Here is a 20,802-nt window from a genome sequence, read left to right as displayed (position 1 = left end):
AGGCCGCGGGGTCAGAGGCCGGCCGGGAACCGCTCCCAGACGCGGTGGTTCTCCAGCAGCGGGATGATCTCGCCGAGCACGGCCTGCCCGTCCTCCCCGGCGACGAGGCCCGCGCCCCGGGGGGCGGTGCGCGCCTCGAGCGCCTCCCGGCCGGTGCCCCAGGCGCCGATCGCCTTCGCATGGCGCCAGCACTCGTCGATCAGCTTCCCGACCCGGGGCTCGACCTCGCCGGATCCCGGTGCCCCGGCCTTCGGATCCACCGAGGGGCGCGAGTCCGGGGCGATCAGCGGGTTGCCCGCGAGCAGCAGGGCGTCGAACTCGACGGAGGCCGCGGTGCCGAGGGTGCGGCCCACCGGGATCCCGGCGACCTCTCCGCCGCGGGGCGCGATGACCACGGGGGTCATGGAGGCGCTGACGATCGTCTCGTGCAGGGCGAGCAGGTCCTCGTTGTCGGCGTCGGGGTCGACGACGATGCCGATCATGCGGCCGTCGACGGGCCAGCTGCCGCCGAGCTGGGACAGCGGCCCGCTGGTGACCACCGGTCCGTCGGCCCCCTGATCGGCGGCGATCGTCGGCTCCGGGGCGGGCATGCCGAGCGCCGCGGCGACCCGGGCGCAGAGCTCGCCGTCGATGTTCGCCAGGCACTGCAGCTGGCGTTCGCGGATCGTGTCCTCAAAGCACTTGCCGAGCTCGAAGGAGTAGGCGTCGACGATGTGGTCCTTCTCGACCTCGGTCATGCTGCGCCAGAACAGGCGGGCCTGGCTGTAGTGGTCCTCGAAGGTCGCCGAGAGCTCCCGCTCCTTCACGCCCTCGGGCACCCGCACCGGCAGGTCGGTGAGGGCGCCGTCGTGCTCCCCGGCCATGAAGGGGCAGCCGCCGTCCAGGGAGTTCGGGTGGTAGGGCGCGACCCCGGCGTGATCGGCCTGCTGGCCGAAGCCGTCGCGGAGCATGTCGTTGATCGGGGCATGGGCGCGGTTGATGGGGAGCTGGGCGAAGTTCGGCCCGCCCAGCCGCGTGAGCTGGGTGTCGAGGTAGGAGAACAGCCGCACCTGCAGCAGCGGGTCGTCGGTGACGTCGATCCCCGGGACGAGATGACCGGGATGGAAGGCGACCTGCTCGGTCTCGGCGAAATAGTTGCTGGGGTTGCGGTCCAGCGTGAGGCGGCCGACGCCCTGCACCGGTGCGAGCTCCTCGGGGACGAACTTCGTGGGGTCCAGCAGGTCGATGCCCTCGAAGGTCTGCTCCTCGGTGTCGGGGAACACCTGGATGCCGAGCTCCCAGGAGGGATGGGCTCCGGACTCGATCGCGTCGGCGAGGTCGCGACGGTGGAAGTCGGGATCGGTGCCGCCGAGGAGCTGGGCCTCCTCCCAGGTCAGCGAGTGGACGCCGAGCTTCGGCTTCCAATGGAACTTGACGAGGCTCGTCTCGCCGTCGGCGTTCGAGAGCCGGAAGGTGTGGATGCCGAAGCCCTCCATCATCCGGTAGGAGCGCGGGATGCCGCGGTCGCCCATGAACTACAGGGTGTGGTGCTGGGCCTCGGTGTGCAGGGAGACGAAGTCCCAGAAGGTGTCGTGCGCGCTCTGCGCCTGCGGGATCTCCCGGTCGGGGTGCGGCTTCGCGGCGTGGACGATGTCGGGGAACTTGATGCCGTCCTGGATGAAGAACACCGGGATGTTGTTGGCGACCAGGTCGAAGGTGCCCTCGTCGGTAAAGAACTTCGTCGCGAAGCCGCGGGTGTCGCGGGCGGTGTCCATCGAGCCGCGGGAGCCGACGACGGTGGAGAACCGGGTGAACACCTCGGTGCGCTTCCCCTGGGCGAGGAAGCCGGCCCGGCACACGGAGGTCGCGGTCCCGTATCCCTCGAAGACGCCGTGGGCCGCGGCGCCGCGGGCGTGCACCACCCGCTCCGGGATCCGCTCGTGGTCGAAGTGGGTGATCTTCTCGCGCAGGTGGTGGTCCTGCAGCAGGACGGGGCCTCGGCGACCGGCCTTCAGCGAGTGGTCGGTGTCGCGCAGGCGCGCACCCTGCGAGGTGGTGAGGAAGGCGCCCTGCTGGGCGGTGGTGGTGCGGTCGGGGCCGGGATCGGCGCCGGTCGCGGTGCGGGGCTGCGCCCCCTGCTGATCGGGCGCGGGAGGGAGCGGGCCGGTGGGCCGCGTGGGCTCCTCGAGCGAGGGCGGGCGGGCTCCGGGCCGGCCGGGAGCGGGCGTGGGGGTGTTCTTCTGGAAGGTCATGACGCGCTCCTCCTGGAGGGTCGGACGTATCGCCGTTGACCCCGTCCACCGTAGGTCCGGCCGCACCGCCCGGGACAGGGAGGAGACCGATCGGTCCGTCGGCACCGGACGGTCGGTCCGTCCCTGCCGGCACTGCCCCCGATGTGCCTACCGTGGGCGTGACCGTGCCGACCGCGCCCGTGCCGACCGGGAGCCGACCGAGGAGGGACCATGGACGATGCGCCCGCCGCGCGCTCCGGCGTCAGCGTGCTGGTGCTCAGCGATCCGGGGCAGTGCACCGCGCGCGCGGAGGTGGTGCAGGAGCGCTTCGAACAGGAGCTCACCAGGGTGTTCGGCGCTGCGACGGTCCGGGTGCGCCCCCAGTTCTTCGGCGTCAGCGACACCCGCACCCTGGATTTCGCCCCGATCGACACGCTGCGCGGCGGGTTCGACCGCGTCGACGCGGTGCTGATCCTCACCGAGATGCCGCGCCTCTCCCACGGCAGGCCGGAGATCGCGAAGCTCTTCCCCGAGGAGTCCGCCGCGGCGCTCTCGTATCCGGCCCTCGGGGTGCTCGCCGGGGAGCGACGGCTGGTCGGCCTGTTCATGTCCTGCGTGCTGCGGCTGGTCGACGGCGCCCCCGCCGAGGAGCGCGAGCGCTACGCGCTGCGATGGAACCGCTGGACGGAGCCTCGGGAGGGCTCACCGGGGTACCTGCACTCGCACACGATCACCGGGATGCCCCGCACGGTGCTCGGCATGGTCGCGACCAACGCACCGTGGCGGACCGCCCCGCAGCTGTCCTCGGCGCTGGCCGCGGCCGCCGCGGTCGGCGCGTTCGGCATCTTCTACACCTCGATCTGGCAGATGTCCGCAGCGCTGCCGACGACGCGCCTGCTCCTGATCGGACTGCTCGCCATCACCCTGATGGTGCTGTGGCTGCTGCTGAGCAACGGGCTCTGGGAGCGCGCGGGCCGCACGGCGCCCGGTGAGGTCTTCGTCTACTACAACCTCTCGACGCTGCTCACGCTGTTCCTGTGCGTCCTGGCCCTGTACCTCGCGCTGTTCGTGGTCATCCTGGGCGCGAGCCTGGTGGTGATCGACCCCGACTACATGACCGACATCATGGGGACATCGGTGGGGCTCACGAACTACGTGGACCTCGCCTGGCTGAGCGCGGCGATGGGCGTGGTCGCCGGTGGTCTGGGCACGAGCTTCGACGAGTCCACGGATCTGCGCCAGCTCACCCACGGCCGCCGGGAGATGCAGCGGCGTCCGGAGGAGGGAGGTGCCGAGGGGTGAGGTCCTCGACGGCGGGCCCCTCGAGCAGGGCCCCGTCGGCCGCGAAGCGCGAGCCGTGCAGGGGGCAGTCCCAGGAGCGCTCCGCATCGTTCCAGCGCAGGACGCCGCCCAGGTGGGTGCAGACGCCGGAGACGGCGCAGGTGCGTCCGTCCACGGTCGAGACCGCGACCGGCGCCCCGTCGGAGCGGCCGACGACGCCCTCGCCCTCGGCCGGTGCCTCCGAGGGGAGCGCCGTCAGCTCGGCCTGCACCCAGTCCTTCGCGAGGTGGGCGCCGACCTGGGCCGCCATCGCCGCTCCTGACGCGATCGCCCTGGGGCCCGTGCCGCTGGTGAGCCCGGCATACCAGTCCGGCGCACGCCCCTGGAGCAGTCCGGTCATGGCGAGGGCGGCGGCGACGCCGCCCGTCATCCCCCATTTCGCGAATCCGGTGGCGGCGACGAGGGTGCCGCCGCTGCCGGGCAGCGCGCCGACGAGCGGGAGCCCCGAGGCGCTGTGGTAGTCCTGCGCGGCCCAGTGATGGGTGCGCACGGCGCCTGGGACGAGGTCGCGGGCCCAGGCGTCGATCTCCTGGACGCGGCCGGCCGGGGACTCGGCGCGGCCCGTGACGTGGTCGCCGCCGCCGACGAGCAGCAGCTCCTCGCCCTCGTGCGGGACGGAGCGCAGGGTCCGGGAGGGGCCGTCGGCGGCGATGTGCATCCCCTGCGGCACCCAGGCGCCCGCCGGCACCCGGTAGGTCATGGCGTAGGAGCGCCGCGCCGTCATGCGCTCGGCATGCCCGCTGCGGTCCAGGATCGTGCTGCCGGTGGCGAGGACCAGTCGCTCCGCGCGCACCTCACCGCGCGAGGTGGTGAGCGTGAACGGGCCGCGCCGGCCCGCGCCGGTGACGCGCACGCCCTCGACCAGGACCCCGCCCAGGGCGTGCAGCTCCCTCGCGAGGCCGACGAGGACCTGCATCGGGTCGAACTGCGCCTGGTCCTCGAGCACCACCGCGCCGGTGGCGGGGAAGGGCAGCTCGGTGGTCTGCGTGAAGGAGGCCGCGAGTCCGAGCTCCCGGGCCGTCCGCCACTCCTCGCGCACCTGCTCCGCCCCCTCCGGGGTGGTCGCATAGGTCGTGGCGGGACGGCGCTGGACGGGGACGTCCTGGGCCGCGCACGCGGCGAGCAGCCAGCGCTGGGCCTCGGCGCCGGCCGCGAGATAGGCGCGTGCCGTCTCCAAGGAGTGGCGGGAGCGGAGATCCGAGAGCCGCGTGGCCTGCAGAAGTGTGAGCTTCGCGGTGGTGCTCCCGGTCGCCCCCGCGCCCGCTTCCCGCGCCTCCAGGACGATGACGCGGAGGCCGGCGCGCGCCAGCATCACGGCCGTCGCGAGGCCGGTGAGGCCGGCGCCCGCCACGGCGACGTCGAAGGAGATCCCGCGCGGCATCTCCCCGACCGGGATCTCGGAACGGTCCAGGGTGTCGAGCCAGAGCGAGCGCATCCGCCCTCCTCCATCGGTCGCCGGGCATGGTCAGGCCACCCTACGGAGGCGCGCGGCGCGGGACACCGGTACCGGACGGACTGGACCGAACGGTCGTGTCGAGTATTGTCCGTGCGGAGAAGCGCTTCTAGTGTTCGCGGAGGCGAGGTCCCCCTGAGAACCTCCGCTCGGGAGGAGTCGACATGAGCGTTGCGGCACGGACCGCCCCCACGGCGATCCCCCGTCGACGACGACGGCGGTTCGACCGGGAGGCCCTGGCAGGCTACGCCTTCATCTCGCCCTGGATCATCGGGTTCCTGGTTTTCACGGTGATCTCGATGAGCTACAGCGCCTACCTCTCGGCGACCGACTACGACCTCGCCACGAACACCGCCCCCTGGGTCGGCGGCGAGAACTACGCCCAGCTGATCGAGGACCCGAAGGTGCTGCAGTCGCTCGGCAACACCTTCACCTTCGCGCTGATGTCCGTGCCGCTGGAGACCGCGTTCGCGCTGCTGCTGGCCATGCTGCTGATGTCCATACCCCGCGGCCAGGGGTTCTTCCGGGTGCTGTACTACCTGCCGAAGATGACACCGGCCGTCGCCACCGCCGCGGTGTTCCTCCTCCTGCTCAACGGCAATCAGGGGGCGGTGAACCAGTTCCTGGGCCTGTTCGGCATCCAGGGACCGCAGTGGCTACTCGATCCCGACTGGATCATCCCCTCGATCGTGCTGATGTCCGCCTGGGCGGTGGCCGGCTCGATGATCATCTACATGGCAGCGCTGCAGGCCGTCCCGGCCGACCTGTACGAGGCGGCGGCTCTCGACGGCGCCGGAGCGGTGCGCCGCTTCTGGCGGATCACGGTGCCGCTCATCTCGCCCACCACGTTCTTCCTGGTCGTCACCAACACCATCTCGTCCCTGCAGATCTTCGACCAGGCGTACCTGCTCTTCTATCGCGACACCAGCAGCTCGGCCCCGTCCGACTCGCTCTTCTACGGCATCTACCTGTATCAGCAGGCGTTCCAGCAGTTCAACTTCGGTCTCGCCGCCGCGATGGCCTGGGTGCTGTTCGCGATCATCATGGTGATCACGCTGGTCCAGGTGAAAGTCTCGAAACGCCTCGTGCACTACCAGGGGGAGTCCCGATGACCACGGTCAAGCGCACGATGCCCGCGAAGCCCGCCCAGTCCGCGATCCAGGACGCGGGAGCCCTCGGAGCCCGCGTCGCCGCTGCTCCCGACCGCCGCACCGCGGCGCTGTCCGGGGCGGTCACCGGGCACGCCGACGGCCCCCGGCGGGTGATGCGCCGGATCGGCACGGTGCTGCGCTGGGCGCTGACCCTCGCGATCGGCGCGATGTTCCTCTACCCGCTGGTGTGGCTGCTGGCCGCGAGTCTCAAGCCCCGCGCAGAGGTGTTCGACAACCGGCTGATCCCCAAGACCTGGTCCTTCGAGAACTACACCGAGGTCTGGTCGCAGCTGCCGCTGGCGAGCTGGTTCCTGAACTCGGTGTTCATCGCCGTGGCAGGCGCGACGCTGATGACCCTGGCCAGCTCGATGGTCGCCTTCGGCTTCGCCTACTTCCGCTTCCCGGGGAAGAACGTCCTGTTCGGCCTGGTGCTGGCCACGATGATGCTGCCGGGAGCCGTGACCCTGGTGCCGAACTACCTGATCTGGAAGTACCTGGGATTCCTGGGCACCACCGTGCCGCTGTGGGGCGGTGCGCTGTTCGGCTCGGCCTTCTACATCTTCCTCATGCGTCAGTTCTATCGCGGCATCCCACGGGAGCTGTTCGAGGCCGCCCGGGTGGACGGCTGCACGTACTTCGGGCTCTTCCGCCGGATCGCCTTCCCACTCGCGCTGCCCTCGGCGGTGATCGTGTGGCTGTTCGAGTTCCAGGCGTCCTGGAACAACTTCCAGGGAGCGCTGATCTACCTGAACTTCGGCACGCCCGAGGAGTACACGGTGCCGCTCGGCATCAACTACGCGATGACGCTGTTCTCCCCGACAGCCGGCGGCCACGGCGACTACCAGTACGTGATGGTCGCGTCCGTGGCCGTCACGCTGCCGATGCTGATCCTCTTCGCGTTCGGCCAGCGCTACTTCGTCGGCGGCCTCGCCGGTGTCGGGGTGAAGGGCTGAGCGACTCCCTCAGGAGGCGCTCTCGAAATCTCCCTGCGCGCTCGCCTGCGCGTCGGCGAGCGCCTGGGCGGGCTCCTTCTCACCGTTGAGAGCGGCTGTCGTGGCGTCCAGCAGCGCCTGCTTGATCTGCTCCCCGACCGGGGACGAGCCGGTGGACCGGGGCTCGGCGAGGACGTCGTAGTAGACGGAGATCGCCTGATCGAAGTCGGGATCGCCGGAGGGGTCCACGAACTGCTCGCGCACCTGCTGGTCCGCCTCCGGGGAGCCGGTGAACAGTCCGGTGTTGATCCCGCCCGCCTCGGCCGCGGTGGCCTGACGCGCTTCGCCGGCCTTCAGCCAGGCCTCGGTGGAGGTCGCCGCGAGCGCCCAGGCGAGCGCGCCGTCGGCGTTGGCGGCAGCCGTCGGGACCGCGAAGGCCGAACCGCCGGCGAAGCCGATCGCGGTGCCGTCGAGGCTGCGGACGGGCACCGCCTGGATCTCCACGGCGTCCGCGAAGTCGGTGAGGACGTTGAGGTACCACTGCGCCCAGGACTGCGCGACGACCTGATCGGTCACGTACTGGTTCTGCTCGCCGAACACGTCCATCGCGTTCTTCAGGGAGGTGACCTCGGCGTACCCTCCCTGCAGGTCGAGCAGCTCCTTGATCCAGGTGAGCGCCTCGACGTTCTCGGCCCGGTCGAGGGTGGGGGCCCCGTCCTCGCCCACGCTCCCCCCGCCGAACACCTGCATCCACATCTCGGCCGAGCCGGGGATGTCGCCGTCGAACCCCAGGGTGACGGGGGCGGAGCCCTCCATCGTGGTGCCCTTCTCGACCACGCGCAGCAGCGCGTCCGGGTCGGAGGTGTCGAAGTCCCCCGGGGCCAGCCCCGCGGCCTCCGCCGCCCGGGTGTTGACGAGCAGGGCGCTGGGCTGGAAGAACTGCGGGACCGCATAGATCGCGCCGTCATGGGTGACATCCCGCAGGGCGGCGTCGTAGTACTGCGCGGCAGGATCGACCCCGTGCACCTCGAACCCCTGGTCCAAGGGCATGATCAGACCGTTCGCGGCGAAGGTCGCCACCAGGGCACGATCGAACTGGATGAGGTCCGGGACCTGACCGGCGGCGGCCTGCGCGGTGAACTTCTGCGAATCGAAGTTGGTGGTGTCCATCTCGACCTGGAGGTCGGGAAGCTGCGCGGCGGCGTAGTCCGCGCGCGCCTGACCCACCTCGTCCGAGGGATTGAAGCCCATCGAGGCCAGCGACCCGCTCGCAGTCGTGGTGAACTCGTGCGGCCCCTCGCCGCCGGCATCACCGGAGGCGCCGCCGCCGCGGGAACAGGCGGCCAGCCCCAGGACGGAGGTCGCAGCTCCGATCTGCAGGGCACGTCGTCGACTCAGCATAATGATCTCCTCCCGGGGCGTACGGTCGGCACCGGCCGGGACGGCTCGTATCGCTCCTGGTCGCAGGCTAGGACTGCACGGTACGAGCGGCAACGAAACCGTCCGAGCGGTCCGCCGCCCTCACGCCGGTCCCTCGCTCCGGGTGCGTGCCGCCGCCTCCCGCGCCCCGCCGTGCCAGACCTCGCCGTGGCCGGGCAGCACCGTCGTGGCCTCGGTGCCGGCGATCGCATCCAGCGAGCGCAGCGCCATGGCGCTGTCCGCCGTCGCGGCACCGGCGATGATCCGCGGCCCGGTGCGGGCGGTGTACGGATCGAGCGTCACCAGCGCATCACCCGTGAGCACCGCGTCCCGGTCCGGCAGGTGGAGGGCCACGTGGCCGTAGGTGTGCCCGGGGGTGGCGATCACCCGCGGTGCACCGGGCACGTCGAGCACGGTGTCGACCCCCAGCGCCGTCGTGCGATCGATCCCGCGCACCCACGCCGCGCCGCCGGCGACCATCGCCCCGAGGACCGGCAGGGCGCGCGGGTGGCGCAGCGGATAGAGCGCCCGCGGGTTCTCGTGCGCATACCGGTAGGGGTGGGCGGCGAGCTCCGCGTCCTGGTGATGGACGAGGACCGGGATGCCCAGTCGTTCCACCAGGCGCCGCGCGACGCCGACGTGGTCGAAGTGCGCGTGGGTGAGCACCAGGGCGCGCAGGTCCTCGGGACGACGGCCGAGGGTCCGCAGGGCGAGACCGAGCTCGTGCCAGACGCCGGGGAGCCCGGCGTCCACGAGCAGCAGCCCGTCCCCGCCCTCGATGAGATAGCAGTTCACCTGGGCGTGCGCGATCCGGTGCACGCCGGGGGCGACGTCGCGGTCCAGCATCCGTCCTCCTTGCTCGATGTGCAGGAGGGTACGGCCGAGGGACGACGCGGGTCACGGGTCGACCGGTCGGCTGATCGCCCGGTCTCGCTACAGCGCGCCGATGACGTCGGCGTCCGTGCCGGTCCCGCCGCCGCGCCCCGAACCCTGGCCGCGGCCGGTATCGGCGGTCCCGCCGCCCTGCGCCTCGTTCGTCGGGTCCTCGGTCGGCTGGACGTTGTCATCCCCGCCGCCGCCGGGCTGGGCCGGCTCGGAGGCCTCCTCGCTCGACTCCTCCGACGGCTCCTCGCTGGGCTCCTCGGACGGCTCCTCGCTCGGCTCCTCGGACGGCTCCTCCGAGGGCTCCTCGGACGGCTCCTCGCTGGGCTCCTCGGACGGCTCCTCGCTGGGCTCCTCGGACGGCTCCTCGCTGGGCTCCTCGCTCGGCTCCTCCGTCGGCTCGGGCGCCTGCGTGGTGGGCGGCGGAGGCGGCGGCGTAAAGCTGCGCTCGCGGTTCTCGTTGTCGAGCCTGACCTCCTCGGGGAACTCGAGCACCTCCTGGCCCTCCAGCGAGGGCGCCATGATGTCGCCCCAGATCGTGGTCGGGAAGTTGCCGCCGGTCATGTTCTCCACGCCGCCGAAGGGGGTCAGCGACTGCTCGGAGCCGTCCTCGCCCGGCTGGAACATGCCCACGGACGTGACCAGCTGCGGGGTGAAGCCGACGAACCAGGCCGAGCGGAACTTCTCGGAGGTGCCGGTCTTCCCCGCCACCGGACGGCCGTCCATGGTGCTCCGGAGGCTCCGGGCGGAGCCCTGCGTCGGCGGGCCCTGGAGCGCGACGGTCGCGTTGATCGCGACCTCCTCGTCCATCGCCCGCGTCTCCTCCTCCTCGTGCTGATAGCGGGAGGAGCCGTCCGGCCGGGTCACGGACTCGACGATGTAGGAGTCCCGGTGCACGCCGCCCGCGGCGATGGTCGCGTAGACCTCGCCCATCTCGGCGACCGTCGGGGAGGCGGAGCCCAGCACGTTGGAGGCGTCGGCGGTCAGGCCCGGGGTGTCCTCCGGGAGTCCGAGCGCGATCGCGGTGTCCATCGTGCGCTGCGGGCCGATCTCGATGTTCGCCTCCGCGTAGGCGGTGTTGATCGAGCTCGTGGTGGCCTTCTGGAGCGTCACGCGGCCGTAGTCGGTGTTGTTGAAGTTGTTGACCTCCCAGCCGCCCGGGAAGGTCTTCGGGGAGTTCCCGTCCCAGCGGGAGTCCAGCGGGTAGCCGTCCTCGAGGGCCGCGATCAGGGTGAAGGTCTTGAAGATCGAGCCCGCCTGCATCCGGGACTGGGTGGCATCGTTCTGCGCCTGGGAGACGTAGTCCGGCCCGCCGTACATGCCGCGGATCGCCCCGGTCGCGGGATCGATCGTCACCGTGCCGACGCGGTTGTTCTCCGGGCGGTCGTCCGGCAGGTTCTCGACGGCCTGGACGGTGTTCTCCTGGATCGACGGATCGATCGTCGAGACGATCGTGAAGCCGCCGGTGTTGATCTCGTCCTCGGTGAATCCCTCGGCGAGCAGCTCCCTGCGCACCTCGGCCAGGAGGTAGCCCTCGGTGCCCCCGAGGGAGTTCTCGCTGCGCGGCTCGATCGTCTCGGGGAACTCGAGTGCGTCGGCCTCGGCCGGGGTCATCTGCTCCTCGGCGACCTGCCGGGTGATCACCCGGTCCCAGAGGCGCGTGGCGTCCTCGGGGCTGTTCGCCGGGTCGTAGGTGGAGGGGCTGGGGATCACGGCCACCAGCAGCGCCGCCTCGGCGTCGGTGAGCTCGGCGGCGTCCTTTCCGAAGTAGGCCTGCGAGGCCTCCTGGACGCCGTAGGCGCCGCGACCGAAGTAGATGGTGTTGAGGTAGCGGGAGAGGATCTCGTCCTTGCTGAGCTCCTGGTCGATCTTCAAGGCCATGATCGCTTCCTTGGCCTTGCCCAGGTAGGACGTCTCGGTGCCGGTGTAGTACCGCTCGACGTACTGCATGGTGATGGTCGATCCGCCCTGTCGGGCCCCACCCTGGAGGTTGTTGACCAGCGCGCGCACGATGCCGCGCGGGGAGACGCCGCGGTTCTCGTAGAAGCTGTCGTCCTCGCTGGCGACGACCGCCTGCTTGATGTTGTCGGGGATCTCGTCGGCCGGCAGCTCGGTGCGGTTGATCTCGCTGAACGAGCCCATCTCGGTCTCGCCGTCGGCGAAGTAGACGCGGCTGGTCTGCGCGAGCGCGAAGTCGGAGGGCTCGGGCACCGCGGTGTCGTTGTACAGCCACACCGCGAAGCCGAGGCCGGCCAGGACGAACAGCGCCATCGCGCCGACGATCATGCGCAGCGAGGGGATCCAGCGCCAGGGGTTCTTCTTCCCGGCGCGCGGGTAGTTCAGGAAGTTCGTGGCCGCGACCTTCTTCTTGTCGCCCTTCGCGGCACCTGCGCCCTTGGGGGCGGCACCGGCGTGGCGCGCGGCGACGGAGGTGCGGGCGACCGGCTTCTTCGACGCGCCCGAGGCGGCGGCACCGGAGGCGGCGGCGCCTGCGGCCGACGGGGTCTTCGCGGCCGACGAGCCCGTCGCGGACGAGGACTTGGCGGTGCGGCTGCTGCCCTTGGCGCTGCCCGGGCTCTTCGCCGGCTTCGCGGCGCCGGACTTCCCCGAGGGGGCGCGGCGCACTCCGGCGGCACGGCGGGCACCGCCGCCGTTGGTCGAGCGTCGAGAGTCGCTCATGGCTGCTCCTGGTCCTTCGGGGGCACGGACATGGTCGGGTGCCGCGGCACCCAGCTCCCCAGTATGAGCACGCCCCCCGCACGGACGGAACGACCCGGCGGCGAAACACACAGGGTGTGCACGTCCGGTGCGGTGCCGCTCACATCTGCTCAGGCGCTCCCGCGGGCCTCCCACCAGGCGCGCAGCTCCGCCTCGGCGCGCTCCTCGCCGAGCGGTCCGTGCTCCATCCGCAGCTCGAGCAGGTGCTTGTACGCTTCGCCGACCTCACGCCCCGGGGGCAGGTCCAGGATCTCCATGATCCGGTTGCCGTCCAGGTCAGGACGGATCCGGCCGATCTCCTCCTGCTCGGCGAGGTGGTCGATGCGGGCCTCGAGCTCGTCGTAGGCGCGGGCGAGGGAGCGGGCCTTGCGGCGGTTGCGGGTGGTGACGTCCGCGCGGGTGAGGCGGTGGAGGTGCTGCAGCAGGTCGCCGGCGTCGGTGACATAGCGGCGCACGGCCGAGTCGGTCCACGGCGAGTCGACGTAGCCGTGGAAGCGCAGGTGCAGCTCGACCAGGCGCGCCACCTTCTTGGTGGTGTCCTTGTCGAAGGTCAGCGCCTTCATCCGCTTCGCGGTCATCTTCGCGCCCACGGTCTCGTGGAAGCGGAAGGTGACCACCCCGCCCTCCTCGAAGCGGCGCGTGGCGGGCTTGCCCACGTCGTGCATGAGCGCGGCGAGGCGCAGCACCAGGTCGGGGCCCTCGCAGGGACCGCCGGAACCGGCGGGGCTCTCGAGGTCGATGGCCTGGTCGAGCACGGTGAGGGTGTGCTCGTAGACGTCCTTGTGGTGGTGGTGCTCGTCGATCTCGAGCTGCAGGGCCGGCAGCTCGGGCAGCACGTGCGCGGCCAGGCCCAGCTCGGTCATCAGCTCGAGGCCGCCGCGGGGGTGAGCGCCGAGCATGAGCTTGACCAGCTCCTCGCGCACCCGCTCGGCGGAGACGATGGTGATCCGCTCGGCGAGCTGCTCGATCGCGTCGGCCGTGGCGTCCTCGATCATGAAGCCGAGCTGGGCGACGAAGCGGACCGCCCGCATCATCCGCAGCGGGTCGTCGTCGAAGGACTGCTGCGGGGAGACGGGGGTGCGCAGGCGGGTCGCGGCGAGGTCGGCGAGCCCGTCGAAGGGGTCCACGAGCTCGAGGGAGGGCAGGCGCACCGCCATGGCGTTCACGGTGAAGTCGCGGCGGGACAGGTCGCCCTCGAGGGTGTCGCCGTAGGCCACCTGCGGCTTGCGGCTGGAGGGGTCGTAGGACTCGGTGCGATAGGTGGTGATCTCGACCTTCACCCTGTCGCGCACCCCGCCGAGGGTGCCGAAGTCGCGGCCCATGTCCCAGATCGCGCCGTCGCGGGTCCAGCCGCGCAGGATCTGCTCGGTCTGCTCGGGGCGAGCGGAGGTGGTGAAGTCGAGGTCCGCGCTCGAGCGGCCCAGCACCGCGTCCCGCACGGGACCGCCGACGAGGGCGAGCTCGTGCCCGGCGGCCTCGAACATCCGACCCAGCTCATGGACCTCCGCGGGCAGGGCGCGGAACATCGAGGCGGCGCGGGTGCGGGCGGTCCCGAGCCGCACTGCGGCGTCGGGCGCTGCGGTCTCGGGCACTGCGGCGTCGCGCGCTGCGGTGTCGGGAGCTGCGGGGTCGGTCACGGGCGGTCCTGTCCGGAGGTCGGCGGTCTGGGGCGGGGAGCGGGCGGGGCGACGGTTGTGGAGGTCCGGTGCCGCCTCGGCCCTACTACGGTAGCCGCCGCTTACAGTGTCCCCATGCCGTCGTCCCTCCCTGCCGTGCGCCCTGCGCTCGCGGCACTGCTGACGGCGCTGCTCGTGGCCGCGTCGGTGCTGGTCGGCGGCATGGCGCTCCCTCTTCCGGCGGCCTCGGCGGCATCGGCCGACGTCCCCGCCGCGCCGCCCGCCCCGTCGGCCGACGCGCCGGTGAGCATGGATCTGGTCTCCCTGACTCCCACCTCCCTCGCCCCCGGCGGCACGCTCGAGGCGACCGTGGAGGTGACCAACACCTCCTCGGCCCCGCTGAGCGACGTGGCGCTCGAGCTGCGCACGCGCGACTCCCGCGTCACCGACCGCGCCGTGCTCTCCTCCTGGCAGGCCGACACGGCCCCGGACGCCGAGGGCGCGGCGCTCACGACCTCGCCCTCACATCCGACGCTCGCCCCGGGCGAGTCCGCGACCCTCACCGTCAGCCTCGACGCGGAGGAGCTCGGCTACTCGCCCGAGGCCTACTACTGGGGGACCCGCCGGATCTCGCTGACCGTCACCGCCGGGGACGAGGGCCTCGCGAGCCTGCGCAGCTTCGTGGTGTGGCGGCCGAGCGGCACGGACACGACGATCACCCAGTCGGTGCTGCTGCCGGTGTCCGACCCCGATCCGGCCGCCGCCGTCCTCGCCCCCGAGGAGCAGGCCGCCTCGCTCGACCAGGGCCGCCTCGCCCAGCTGGGGCAGCTCGCCGCCCGCGCCGACGTGGACTGGTGGCTCGACCCCGCCCTGCTGGACCCGCCCGCCGTCGCGGAGGACCCCGCCGGCGGTCCCGACGCGGACGAGTCGGCCTCGACGGTCCTCACCTATGCCGCGTCGCCGCAGGCCACCGCGCTCGCGGACGCGCTGGACGGCGCCGTCGGGGAGCGCACCGTCCTGGCCATGCCCTACGCCGGGGCGGACACCGTGAGCCTCGAGGCAGCCGGCACGGAGACGCTCCAGGGCGCGGTGCGGGACGCCGGCGACCGGGTGTGGGAGGAGCACGGCATCTCCCCGCGCAGCACGACCCTGCGGATCGACGGGCAGGAGGCCGACGCCGAGGCCCTCGAGGACGCCCTCGACGCGGGCGCCACCTCGGTGATCGTGCCGTCGAGCTCGCTGCGCGCGGACCCGTCGGCCGGGATCACCCCGAGCTCGATCGGGGTCTACGAGTCCACCCGCACCGAGGGGGCGCAGCTCGCGCTGCTCGCCCCGGATCCGGTGCTCTCCGACGAGTTCTCCCTGCTCACCGGGCGCTCGGACACTGAGCAGACCCGTCAGCGACTGCTCGCCGAGACCGCGACCATCGCCTCGGAGTTCACCGAGGCGCCGCGCCACCTGCTGATCGCCCCGTCGGCCGACGCGGCCCTGGACCCCGCAGCGGCCGGGGCGGTGCTCGACGCCTTCTCCGAGGCGCCGTGGATCGAGACCGGCCCGACCTCGCGCCTGCTCGACGCGGCGGAGCACGGCGATCTGACTACGAACCCCAGCGCGACCGGGGAGGACCTCCTCGCGCTCGGGACCGTGGCCGCGGGCTCCGTGGTCCCGAGCGGTCCGGCCGACGGCACCTGGCGCCACCTCGAGGCGGTGCGCGCCCGCACGCTGCTGGACCCCGACGCGCTCACCGCGCTCCAGGGCACGTGGGAGCACCTGGACGTGCTCGCCGAGGTCATGGAGGACCGCGCCCCGCTCGAGGGTCCCCGGCTGGAGGTGCTCGGCGCGACCTCGCAGCGCTGGCGCGGCGACGCGGAGGCGACGGCGACCCGCGCCGCCGATGCCGCGGAGCGGACCGCCGCGCTGCGCGAGAGGATCCAGGTGCTCCCCGCCTCCGGCTACAACGTCATCTCCGACAGCGCCGCGGTCCCGATCACGATCACGAACGACCTGGACACCCCGATCACGGTGCAGGTCGTGGTCGCGTCCGACAAGCCGCTCGTGCAGGTCGGGGAGCCGCAGACGGTCGAGGTCCCTGCGCGTGGCCAGGTCGACGCCTCCGTCTCCGTGGAGGCCGTCGCCAACGGCCGGGTCACCCTAACCACCACCCTCGCCACACAGGACGGCCGCGAGCTCTCCGAGCCCGTGGACGTGCCGCTGACCGTGAACCCGTCCTGGGAGAACTGGACCACCTTGGTGCTGGTCATCGCAATGGGGCTGCTGGTGGTCGTCGGCGTCGCCCGCGCCCGGCGCACCGGGTCGAGCACGCGCGCCCCCGCGATGCGCGGCCCCGAGGACCCCGAGGTGCTGGCCCGCACAGGACGCTCCACCCCGGACACCGGGCCGAGCGCGAAGGTGTGGGCCGCCCGCAGAGCGGAGGAGCCCGGCACCCCTGAACCCCTCGACAGCCCCGACAGCCCCGACAACCCCGACCGCACGGATCCCGAGGAGGACCCCCGATGAGCACCACCCGCCGGGTCCACCACGTCCCCCGTCACCGTCGCCACGGCACCCCGTCCAGCCGCTCCCGCCTGCTGCAGGCGAGCGTGGTCATGGCCGCGGGCTCGATGGTCTCGCGCCTGCTCGGCTTCGTGCGCAACTTCCTGTTCGGCGCGATCCTCGGCGGTTCGATGTCCGCCGCGGCGAACGCCTTCTCCGCCGCGAACACCCTGCCCAACACCATCTGGCTGCTGGTGGGCGGCGGCACCCTGAACGCGATCCTGGTCCCCGCGATCGTGCGCGCGGTGAAGCGGCCCGACCGCGGCAGCGACTACATCTCCAAGCTGATGACGCTGGTGGCGACGGTGTCGCTCGGCCTCACCGCGATCTGCATGGTCGCCGTGCCGGTGCTGCTCACGGTCACCAGCGGCGTGCTGCCCACCGAGACGTACGCGCTCGCGGTGCAGCTGGGCTACTGGATGATGCCGCAGATCTTCTTCTCGGCCCTGTACGTGATGTGCGGGCAGCTGCTGAATGCCCACGACTCCTTCGGGCCGTACCAGTGGGCGCCGGTGCTGAACAACCTCGTCGGCATCCTCGGCGCGGCCCTGTTCCTCGGCCTGTGGGGGACCGTCGGCGAGCCCGAGCAGTGGACGCTGCAGATGATCGTCGCGATGGCGCTGATCAACGTCGGCGGCTCCGCCGCGCAGGTGCTGTTCCTGTTCTTGTACGTCAAGAAGCTCGACCTGCGCCTGCGCCCGAAGTGGGGGTTGCGCGGACTGGGCCTGGGGAAGCTCTCCCGCATCGGCCTGTGGTCGCTGGCGATGCTGGGCCTGGGGCAGCTGGGCATCTGGGCGACCCGCTGGGCCACCGGCGGCGCGGTCGCCCTGACAGAGCAGTATCAGGAGCAGCCGGACCTCGCCGCCCGCTACCCGGCCCTGCTCACCCTGGAGTGGGCGTACCTGGCCTTCATGATCCCGCAGGGCATCATCGCGGTCACCCTGGTCACCGCAGCGTTCCCGTCGATCTCCCGCAGCGCCGCGGAGCACGATCACACCGGGGCGCTCGCCCGCTACGCGGAGACCAACCGCATGCTCGCGGTGCCGATGGTGCTGTGCACCGCCGTGTTCGTGGCGCTGTCCGGGCCGATCATGTGGGTGATCGGCGGCGGCACCGGCGAGATCGGGGCGCGCGCCAACGGCGCCGTGCTGGTCGCCTACATGCTGGGCCTGGTGCCCTTCGCGTCGCTGTACCTGATCAAGCGCGTGTTCTACGCCTACGAGGACGCCCGCACCCCCTTCATGGCGCAGATCCCGATCGCGGTGGTCACGCTCGTCTCGGTGCCGGTGATCCTCACGGTGGTGGATCCGATGTACGCAGCGGCGGCCGCGGCGGGCGCCTCGAGCCTCGGCAATCTCGCGGGCTGGCTGTACGGCGTGTGGCGCCTGCGCAAGGTGGCCGTCGCCCACGACGCGGCCCCGAAGGCGTCGCTGTCCGGCGGTCCCGTGCTCGCGAAGCTGATCGGCGCGGGCGTGGTGAGCTGGGCGGTGGGCACGGGGCTCGTGCTGCTGCTCGGTGACCTGTTCTGGCTGCACCGCGCCCTCGCGGTGGTGCTGGGGATGCTGGTGGGCGGCGTGATGGTCGCGGTCTTCGCCGCGGTCGCGTACGCGCTGAAGGTGCCGGAGGTGCGCCAGCTCGTCGGCGCCGCGCAGCGACTGGCCGGACGGCTGGGTCGGCGCGGGGCGGGGGTGACCTCGTAGCATGGTCGAGCCAGGTGGCGGGCACGGTCCCGCCGGACGAGGAGAGGGAGGGTCCGTGAACGCGAGCCCTGAGCAGGATGCGCTGAGCGCGAGGTGGACGCTGGAGGGCAGAATCCCGCTGTCCGGTGTCGCCGACGGTGCCGAATGGTGCCGCGCCCGCTCGGTCGCCACGGGCGAGGGCGTCGTGCTCTTCATCGTGCGCGGGGAGGCCGCCCTCGAGGCGGCCGACGCGGTGCGCCGCGCCTACCTCGTGGAGGATCCGCGCCTGCTTCCGGTCCAGGAGATCGTCGTGCTCGACGATCCGCGCGAGGACTCCGAGGGCGGCGAGGACTCTGCGGCCGACGGGGGCCCGAGCGATGAGGGCGCGGCCGACGAGGGCCCGACCACCGTCGTGCAGTACCCCCTGCCGCCCGCGCCGCCGCTCGCGGCGCTGCTCGGCTCCGGTCCACTGCACCCCGAGACCGCTCGCGCGATCATCGGCGAGGCCGCCCAGGGGCTCGAGGCCGCCCGTCGTCGCGGTGTGCGCCACCAGTTCCTGGACTCCAACCGCGTGTTCGTGGACACCCGCTCCGGCGCGGTGACCGTGCTCGGCGTCGGGGTGGAGGCCGCCGCGCACCCGGGGCTGGACCGCTCGCGGGAGACCGCGTCCTTCCAGGACACCGCGGCGCTGGTCGCCCTGCTCTACCGGGCGCTGACCGGCCGCACCCCGCAGCCTGGGGAGGACGGCGTCGTGCCGCGCCCCTCCACCGTGGTCGACATCGACATCCCGGCGGACCTCGATCTGCTGTGCGAGCTCGTGCTCAACGAGACCGACGAGGACGTCCCGGAGACGACCCGCGGCCTCATCGAGGCGCTCGAGCCCTGGCAGTCGATCCCCGTGACCCTCGAGGCGTACCCCCGCGGGGGGCGCAGCGCAGGAACGGGGACGGGCGCAGCGGCGGCAGCGGCATCCGCCGCAGGGTCGGCGGAGGAGGGCGCGGTCGCGCAGGAGCCCGCCGGCGAGCAGGCCGGCGTCGACGAGGCCGGCGTCGACGAGGCCGAGAGCCTTCCCGAGGACGACACGGTCGCGCGCCCCGTCGGGGCGACCGACGGGTCCGACGCCGAGGCGTCTGCCGACGACGAGGATCCCGTCGACGAGCAGGCCCGCGAGCACTCCGCGGCGGCGTCCGAGAAGCTGCCGGAGGACGACACCGTGGCCCGCCCGGTGGCGGGCGCCGTTGCGGGTGCTGCGGCGGGTGCCGGCGTCGCCGGAGCCGCGGCTGTCGCCGCGCAGGACGCGCACGGGGAGGGCGGCGACGCGGCCGCGAGCTCGGCGGCGTCTGCCCCGAGCAGCTCCGACGCGCCCGAGTCCGACCCCACGCCGACCGCCACCACCTCCGCCCCCACCACGTCCGCCGCCGCGGCGGAGACCTCCCGCGAGGCGAAGGCGCTGGTCGATGACCTGCACCTGAACGAGAAGCGCAGCACCAGCCCGTTCCCCGGCCGGCTGGACATCGTCGCACCGGTCGCCCCCGTCGAGCCCGGGCCCGCTCACGAGCCCGCGGACGAGGCCGGGAGCGCCGAGGGCGCGCCGGGCGCCGGGACGCAGTCCCCGTCGGCCGCTCCTGCCGCGGCGGGCGCTGCCCTCGCGGGCGGCGCGGCAGCCGGCGGGGCCGTCGCCGGTGGGGCCGCCGCCGGTGGTGCAGCCGCGGACGAGGACGCGATCCCGTCGGCGACCTCCGGCACCCAGTGGACCCTGAGCCCGGCCCGGGCCCCCCAGGGGACCGACGGCCGTGCCGAGCAGCCCCCGTCGGCCGCCCGCGCGGAGACCGCGACCGCCGACCATTCCGCGCCCACGCCGGATGCCGAGGAGCTCGCCGGCGCGGTAGGCGCCGACGACCCGTCGGCCGACGACTCGGCGACCGTGCCGGTCGCGGTCTCCGGTCGCACAGTCCCGATGGCGCAGGTCGACGAGGACCGGCCGATCGTGGTGCAGGGGCGGCGCACGTCCCTGCTCGACGACGCTCCGGAGGAGTCGACGGTCCCGCTCTCGCGCGGGTCCCTGCTGCGCGACGTGGTGGGCGTGGCCGTGGATGCGGACGATCCGGACACCTTCACGATGGGTCCGCGCGACGAGGACAAGCGCTCGCTGCAGTCGCAATGGATCATCGTCGGCGGCGTGATCGTGGTGATGTTCGCGCTTGTCTTCGCAATCACCGCCGTCACCCGGGACCTGAGGGAGATCGTCTCGGACCCGCTGGCGACCTCGCAGGCGGAGACCACCGAGCCGCCCGCGGAGGAGGACACCGGCGAGGCGCCGGTCGAGCCGACCCCGACGGACACCGAGACCCCGGAGCTGCCTGCGCCGGAGGTCTCCGGCATCGAGCTGTTCGCACAGGGCAGCGACAACCCGCCGGACAACGCCGACCAGCTCGACCGCATGACCGACGGCGACCCTGCGACCTTCTGGTCCACCCAGCACTACGCCAGCCCCGACTACGGCGGTCTGAAGGAGGGGGTGGGCGTGCGGATCGACTTCGCCGAGCCCTCGCAGCTGACCACCGTCACCGTCACCACCGCCCGCAACAACGGCGGCACCCTCGAGCTGCGCGCCGTGAACGACGACGGCTCGCTCGGCGACGTGCTGGACAGCGGGGAGCTGGTGGGCGACGGCGAGATGCTGCTCCAGCCCGATGAGCCCGTGGACGCGAGCGCTGTCGCGCTCTACATCCCCGAGCTGCCCGCGGACAGCAACGAGGCCGGTCGCTTCCGCGCCCGGATCGCGGAGATCCGCGTCGAATGACCCCTCGCGCCGTCCGGGGCTCGTCCGCACGCAGTGCGGGCGGCA

Annotated in this window: 11 protein-coding genes and 1 pseudogene; 6 read left to right on the top strand and 6 right to left on the bottom strand. The window is 72.7% G+C overall.

Annotated elements, in window-relative coordinates:
• Window positions 1-11: 11 nt before the first annotated feature.
• Window positions 12-2,231, bottom strand: a pseudogene (locus HNR70_RS14175) (catalase).
• Window positions 2,232-2,441: 210 nt separating this feature from the next.
• On the opposite strand from HNR70_RS14175, the gene HNR70_RS14170 reads away from it, so the two are divergent.
• Window positions 2,442-3,512: a hypothetical protein gene (locus HNR70_RS14170; RefSeq protein ID WP_184326222.1), complete on the top strand. Its 1,071-nt coding sequence runs from the start codon at window positions 2,442-2,444 to the stop codon at window positions 3,510-3,512.
• Here HNR70_RS14170 and HNR70_RS14165 read toward each other — a convergent pair.
• The gene (locus tag HNR70_RS14165) at window positions 3,454-4,986 is read right to left on the bottom strand and encodes an FAD-dependent oxidoreductase (RefSeq protein WP_184326221.1); all 1,533 of its coding nucleotides are present in this window, start codon (window positions 4,984-4,986) and stop codon (window positions 3,454-3,456) included. The two genes, HNR70_RS14170 and HNR70_RS14165, sit on opposite strands and share 59 nt — an antisense overlap.
• 182 nt (window positions 4,987-5,168) lie before the next feature.
• On the opposite strand from HNR70_RS14165, the gene HNR70_RS14160 reads away from it, so the two are divergent.
• Both HNR70_RS14160 and HNR70_RS14155 read left to right on the top strand, forming a co-directional pair.
• Window positions 5,169-6,116: a carbohydrate ABC transporter permease gene (locus HNR70_RS14160; protein ID WP_184326220.1), complete on the top strand. Its 948-nt coding sequence runs from the start codon at window positions 5,169-5,171 to the stop codon at window positions 6,114-6,116.
• On the top strand, window positions 6,113-7,108 hold the full coding sequence (locus tag HNR70_RS14155) for a carbohydrate ABC transporter permease (RefSeq protein ID WP_184326219.1): 996 nt from the start codon (window positions 6,113-6,115) through the stop codon (window positions 7,106-7,108). The genes HNR70_RS14160 and HNR70_RS14155 overlap by 4 nt, the downstream gene beginning before the upstream one ends.
• Before the next feature lie 9 nt (window positions 7,109-7,117).
• Here the strand turns inward: HNR70_RS14155 and HNR70_RS14150 are convergent, their stop codons facing one another.
• The 4 genes from HNR70_RS14150 to HNR70_RS14135 all read right to left on the bottom strand — a co-directional run bounded on the left by HNR70_RS14150 (window position 7,118) and on the right by HNR70_RS14135 (window position 13,632).
• The gene (locus HNR70_RS14150) at window positions 7,118-8,488 is read right to left on the bottom strand and encodes an extracellular solute-binding protein (RefSeq protein ID WP_184326218.1); all 1,371 of its coding nucleotides are present in this window, start codon (window positions 8,486-8,488) and stop codon (window positions 7,118-7,120) included.
• 120 nt (window positions 8,489-8,608) lie between these two features.
• Window positions 8,609-9,352, bottom strand: coding sequence for an MBL fold metallo-hydrolase (locus HNR70_RS14145; RefSeq protein ID WP_184326217.1), 744 nt, complete (start codon window positions 9,350-9,352; stop codon window positions 8,609-8,611).
• A gap of 87 nt (window positions 9,353-9,439) precedes the next feature.
• The gene (locus HNR70_RS14140; protein WP_184326216.1) at window positions 9,440-12,067 is read right to left on the bottom strand and encodes a transglycosylase domain-containing protein; all 2,628 of its coding nucleotides are present in this window, start codon (window positions 12,065-12,067) and stop codon (window positions 9,440-9,442) included.
• A gap of 149 nt (window positions 12,068-12,216) precedes the next feature.
• Complete coding sequence (locus tag HNR70_RS14135) at window positions 12,217-13,632, bottom strand: CCA tRNA nucleotidyltransferase (RefSeq protein WP_221421506.1); 1,416 nt, start codon at window positions 13,630-13,632, stop codon at window positions 12,217-12,219.
• 225 nt (window positions 13,633-13,857) lie between these two features.
• Here HNR70_RS14135 and HNR70_RS14130 point away from each other — a divergent pair, with 225 nt between their 5' ends.
• From HNR70_RS14130 to HNR70_RS14120, 3 genes are read left to right on the top strand one after another with little or no spacing between them, the layout of a single operon-like run.
• Window positions 13,858-16,239 carry a DUF6049 family protein gene (locus HNR70_RS14130; RefSeq protein ID WP_221421146.1) on the top strand — a complete coding sequence of 794 codons (2,382 nt, stop codon included), beginning with the start codon at window positions 13,858-13,860 and terminating at the stop codon, window positions 16,237-16,239.
• Window positions 16,236-17,975 carry a murein biosynthesis integral membrane protein MurJ gene (murJ, locus tag HNR70_RS14125; RefSeq protein WP_184326215.1) on the top strand — a complete coding sequence of 580 codons (1,740 nt, stop codon included), beginning with the start codon at window positions 16,236-16,238 and terminating at the stop codon, window positions 17,973-17,975. The genes HNR70_RS14130 and murJ overlap by 4 nt, the downstream gene beginning before the upstream one ends.
• 55 nt (window positions 17,976-18,030) lie before the next feature.
• Window positions 18,031-20,757, top strand: a complete 2,727-nt coding sequence (locus HNR70_RS14120) for a protein kinase family protein (RefSeq protein WP_184326214.1) — start codon at window positions 18,031-18,033, stop codon at window positions 20,755-20,757.
• Window positions 20,758-20,802 lie beyond the last annotated feature (45 nt).

It is taken from the genome of Brachybacterium aquaticum, from assembly GCF_014204755.1.
In the GTDB taxonomy this organism is placed as follows: domain Bacteria; phylum Actinomycetota; class Actinomycetes; order Actinomycetales; family Dermabacteraceae; genus Brachybacterium; species Brachybacterium aquaticum.
Note: the sequence above shows the minus strand (reverse complement) of the source record. Positions and strands in the feature narration are given on the sequence as shown.

Coding starts and splice junctions, on each gene's coding strand:
- HNR70_RS14170 (WP_184326222.1), top strand. CDS start 2,442: ATGGACGATGCGCCCGCCGCGCGCTCCGGCGTCAGCGTGCTGGTGCTC.
- HNR70_RS14165 (WP_184326221.1), bottom strand. CDS start 4,986: ATGCGCTCGCTCTGGCTCGACACCCTGGACCGTTCCGAGATCCCGGTC.
- HNR70_RS14160 (WP_184326220.1), top strand. CDS start 5,169: ATGAGCGTTGCGGCACGGACCGCCCCCACGGCGATCCCCCGTCGACGA.
- HNR70_RS14155 (WP_184326219.1), top strand. CDS start 6,113: ATGACCACGGTCAAGCGCACGATGCCCGCGAAGCCCGCCCAGTCCGCG.
- HNR70_RS14150 (WP_184326218.1), bottom strand. CDS start 8,488: ATGCTGAGTCGACGACGTGCCCTGCAGATCGGAGCTGCGACCTCCGTC.
- HNR70_RS14145 (WP_184326217.1), bottom strand. CDS start 9,352: ATGCTGGACCGCGACGTCGCCCCCGGCGTGCACCGGATCGCGCACGCC.
- HNR70_RS14140 (WP_184326216.1), bottom strand. CDS start 12,067: ATGAGCGACTCTCGACGCTCGACCAACGGCGGCGGTGCCCGCCGTGCC.
- HNR70_RS14135 (WP_221421506.1), bottom strand. CDS start 13,632: ATGTTCCGCGCCCTGCCCGCGGAGGTCCATGAGCTGGGTCGGATGTTC.
- HNR70_RS14130 (WP_221421146.1), top strand. CDS start 13,858: ATGCCGTCGTCCCTCCCTGCCGTGCGCCCTGCGCTCGCGGCACTGCTG.
- murJ (WP_184326215.1), top strand. CDS start 16,236: ATGAGCACCACCCGCCGGGTCCACCACGTCCCCCGTCACCGTCGCCAC.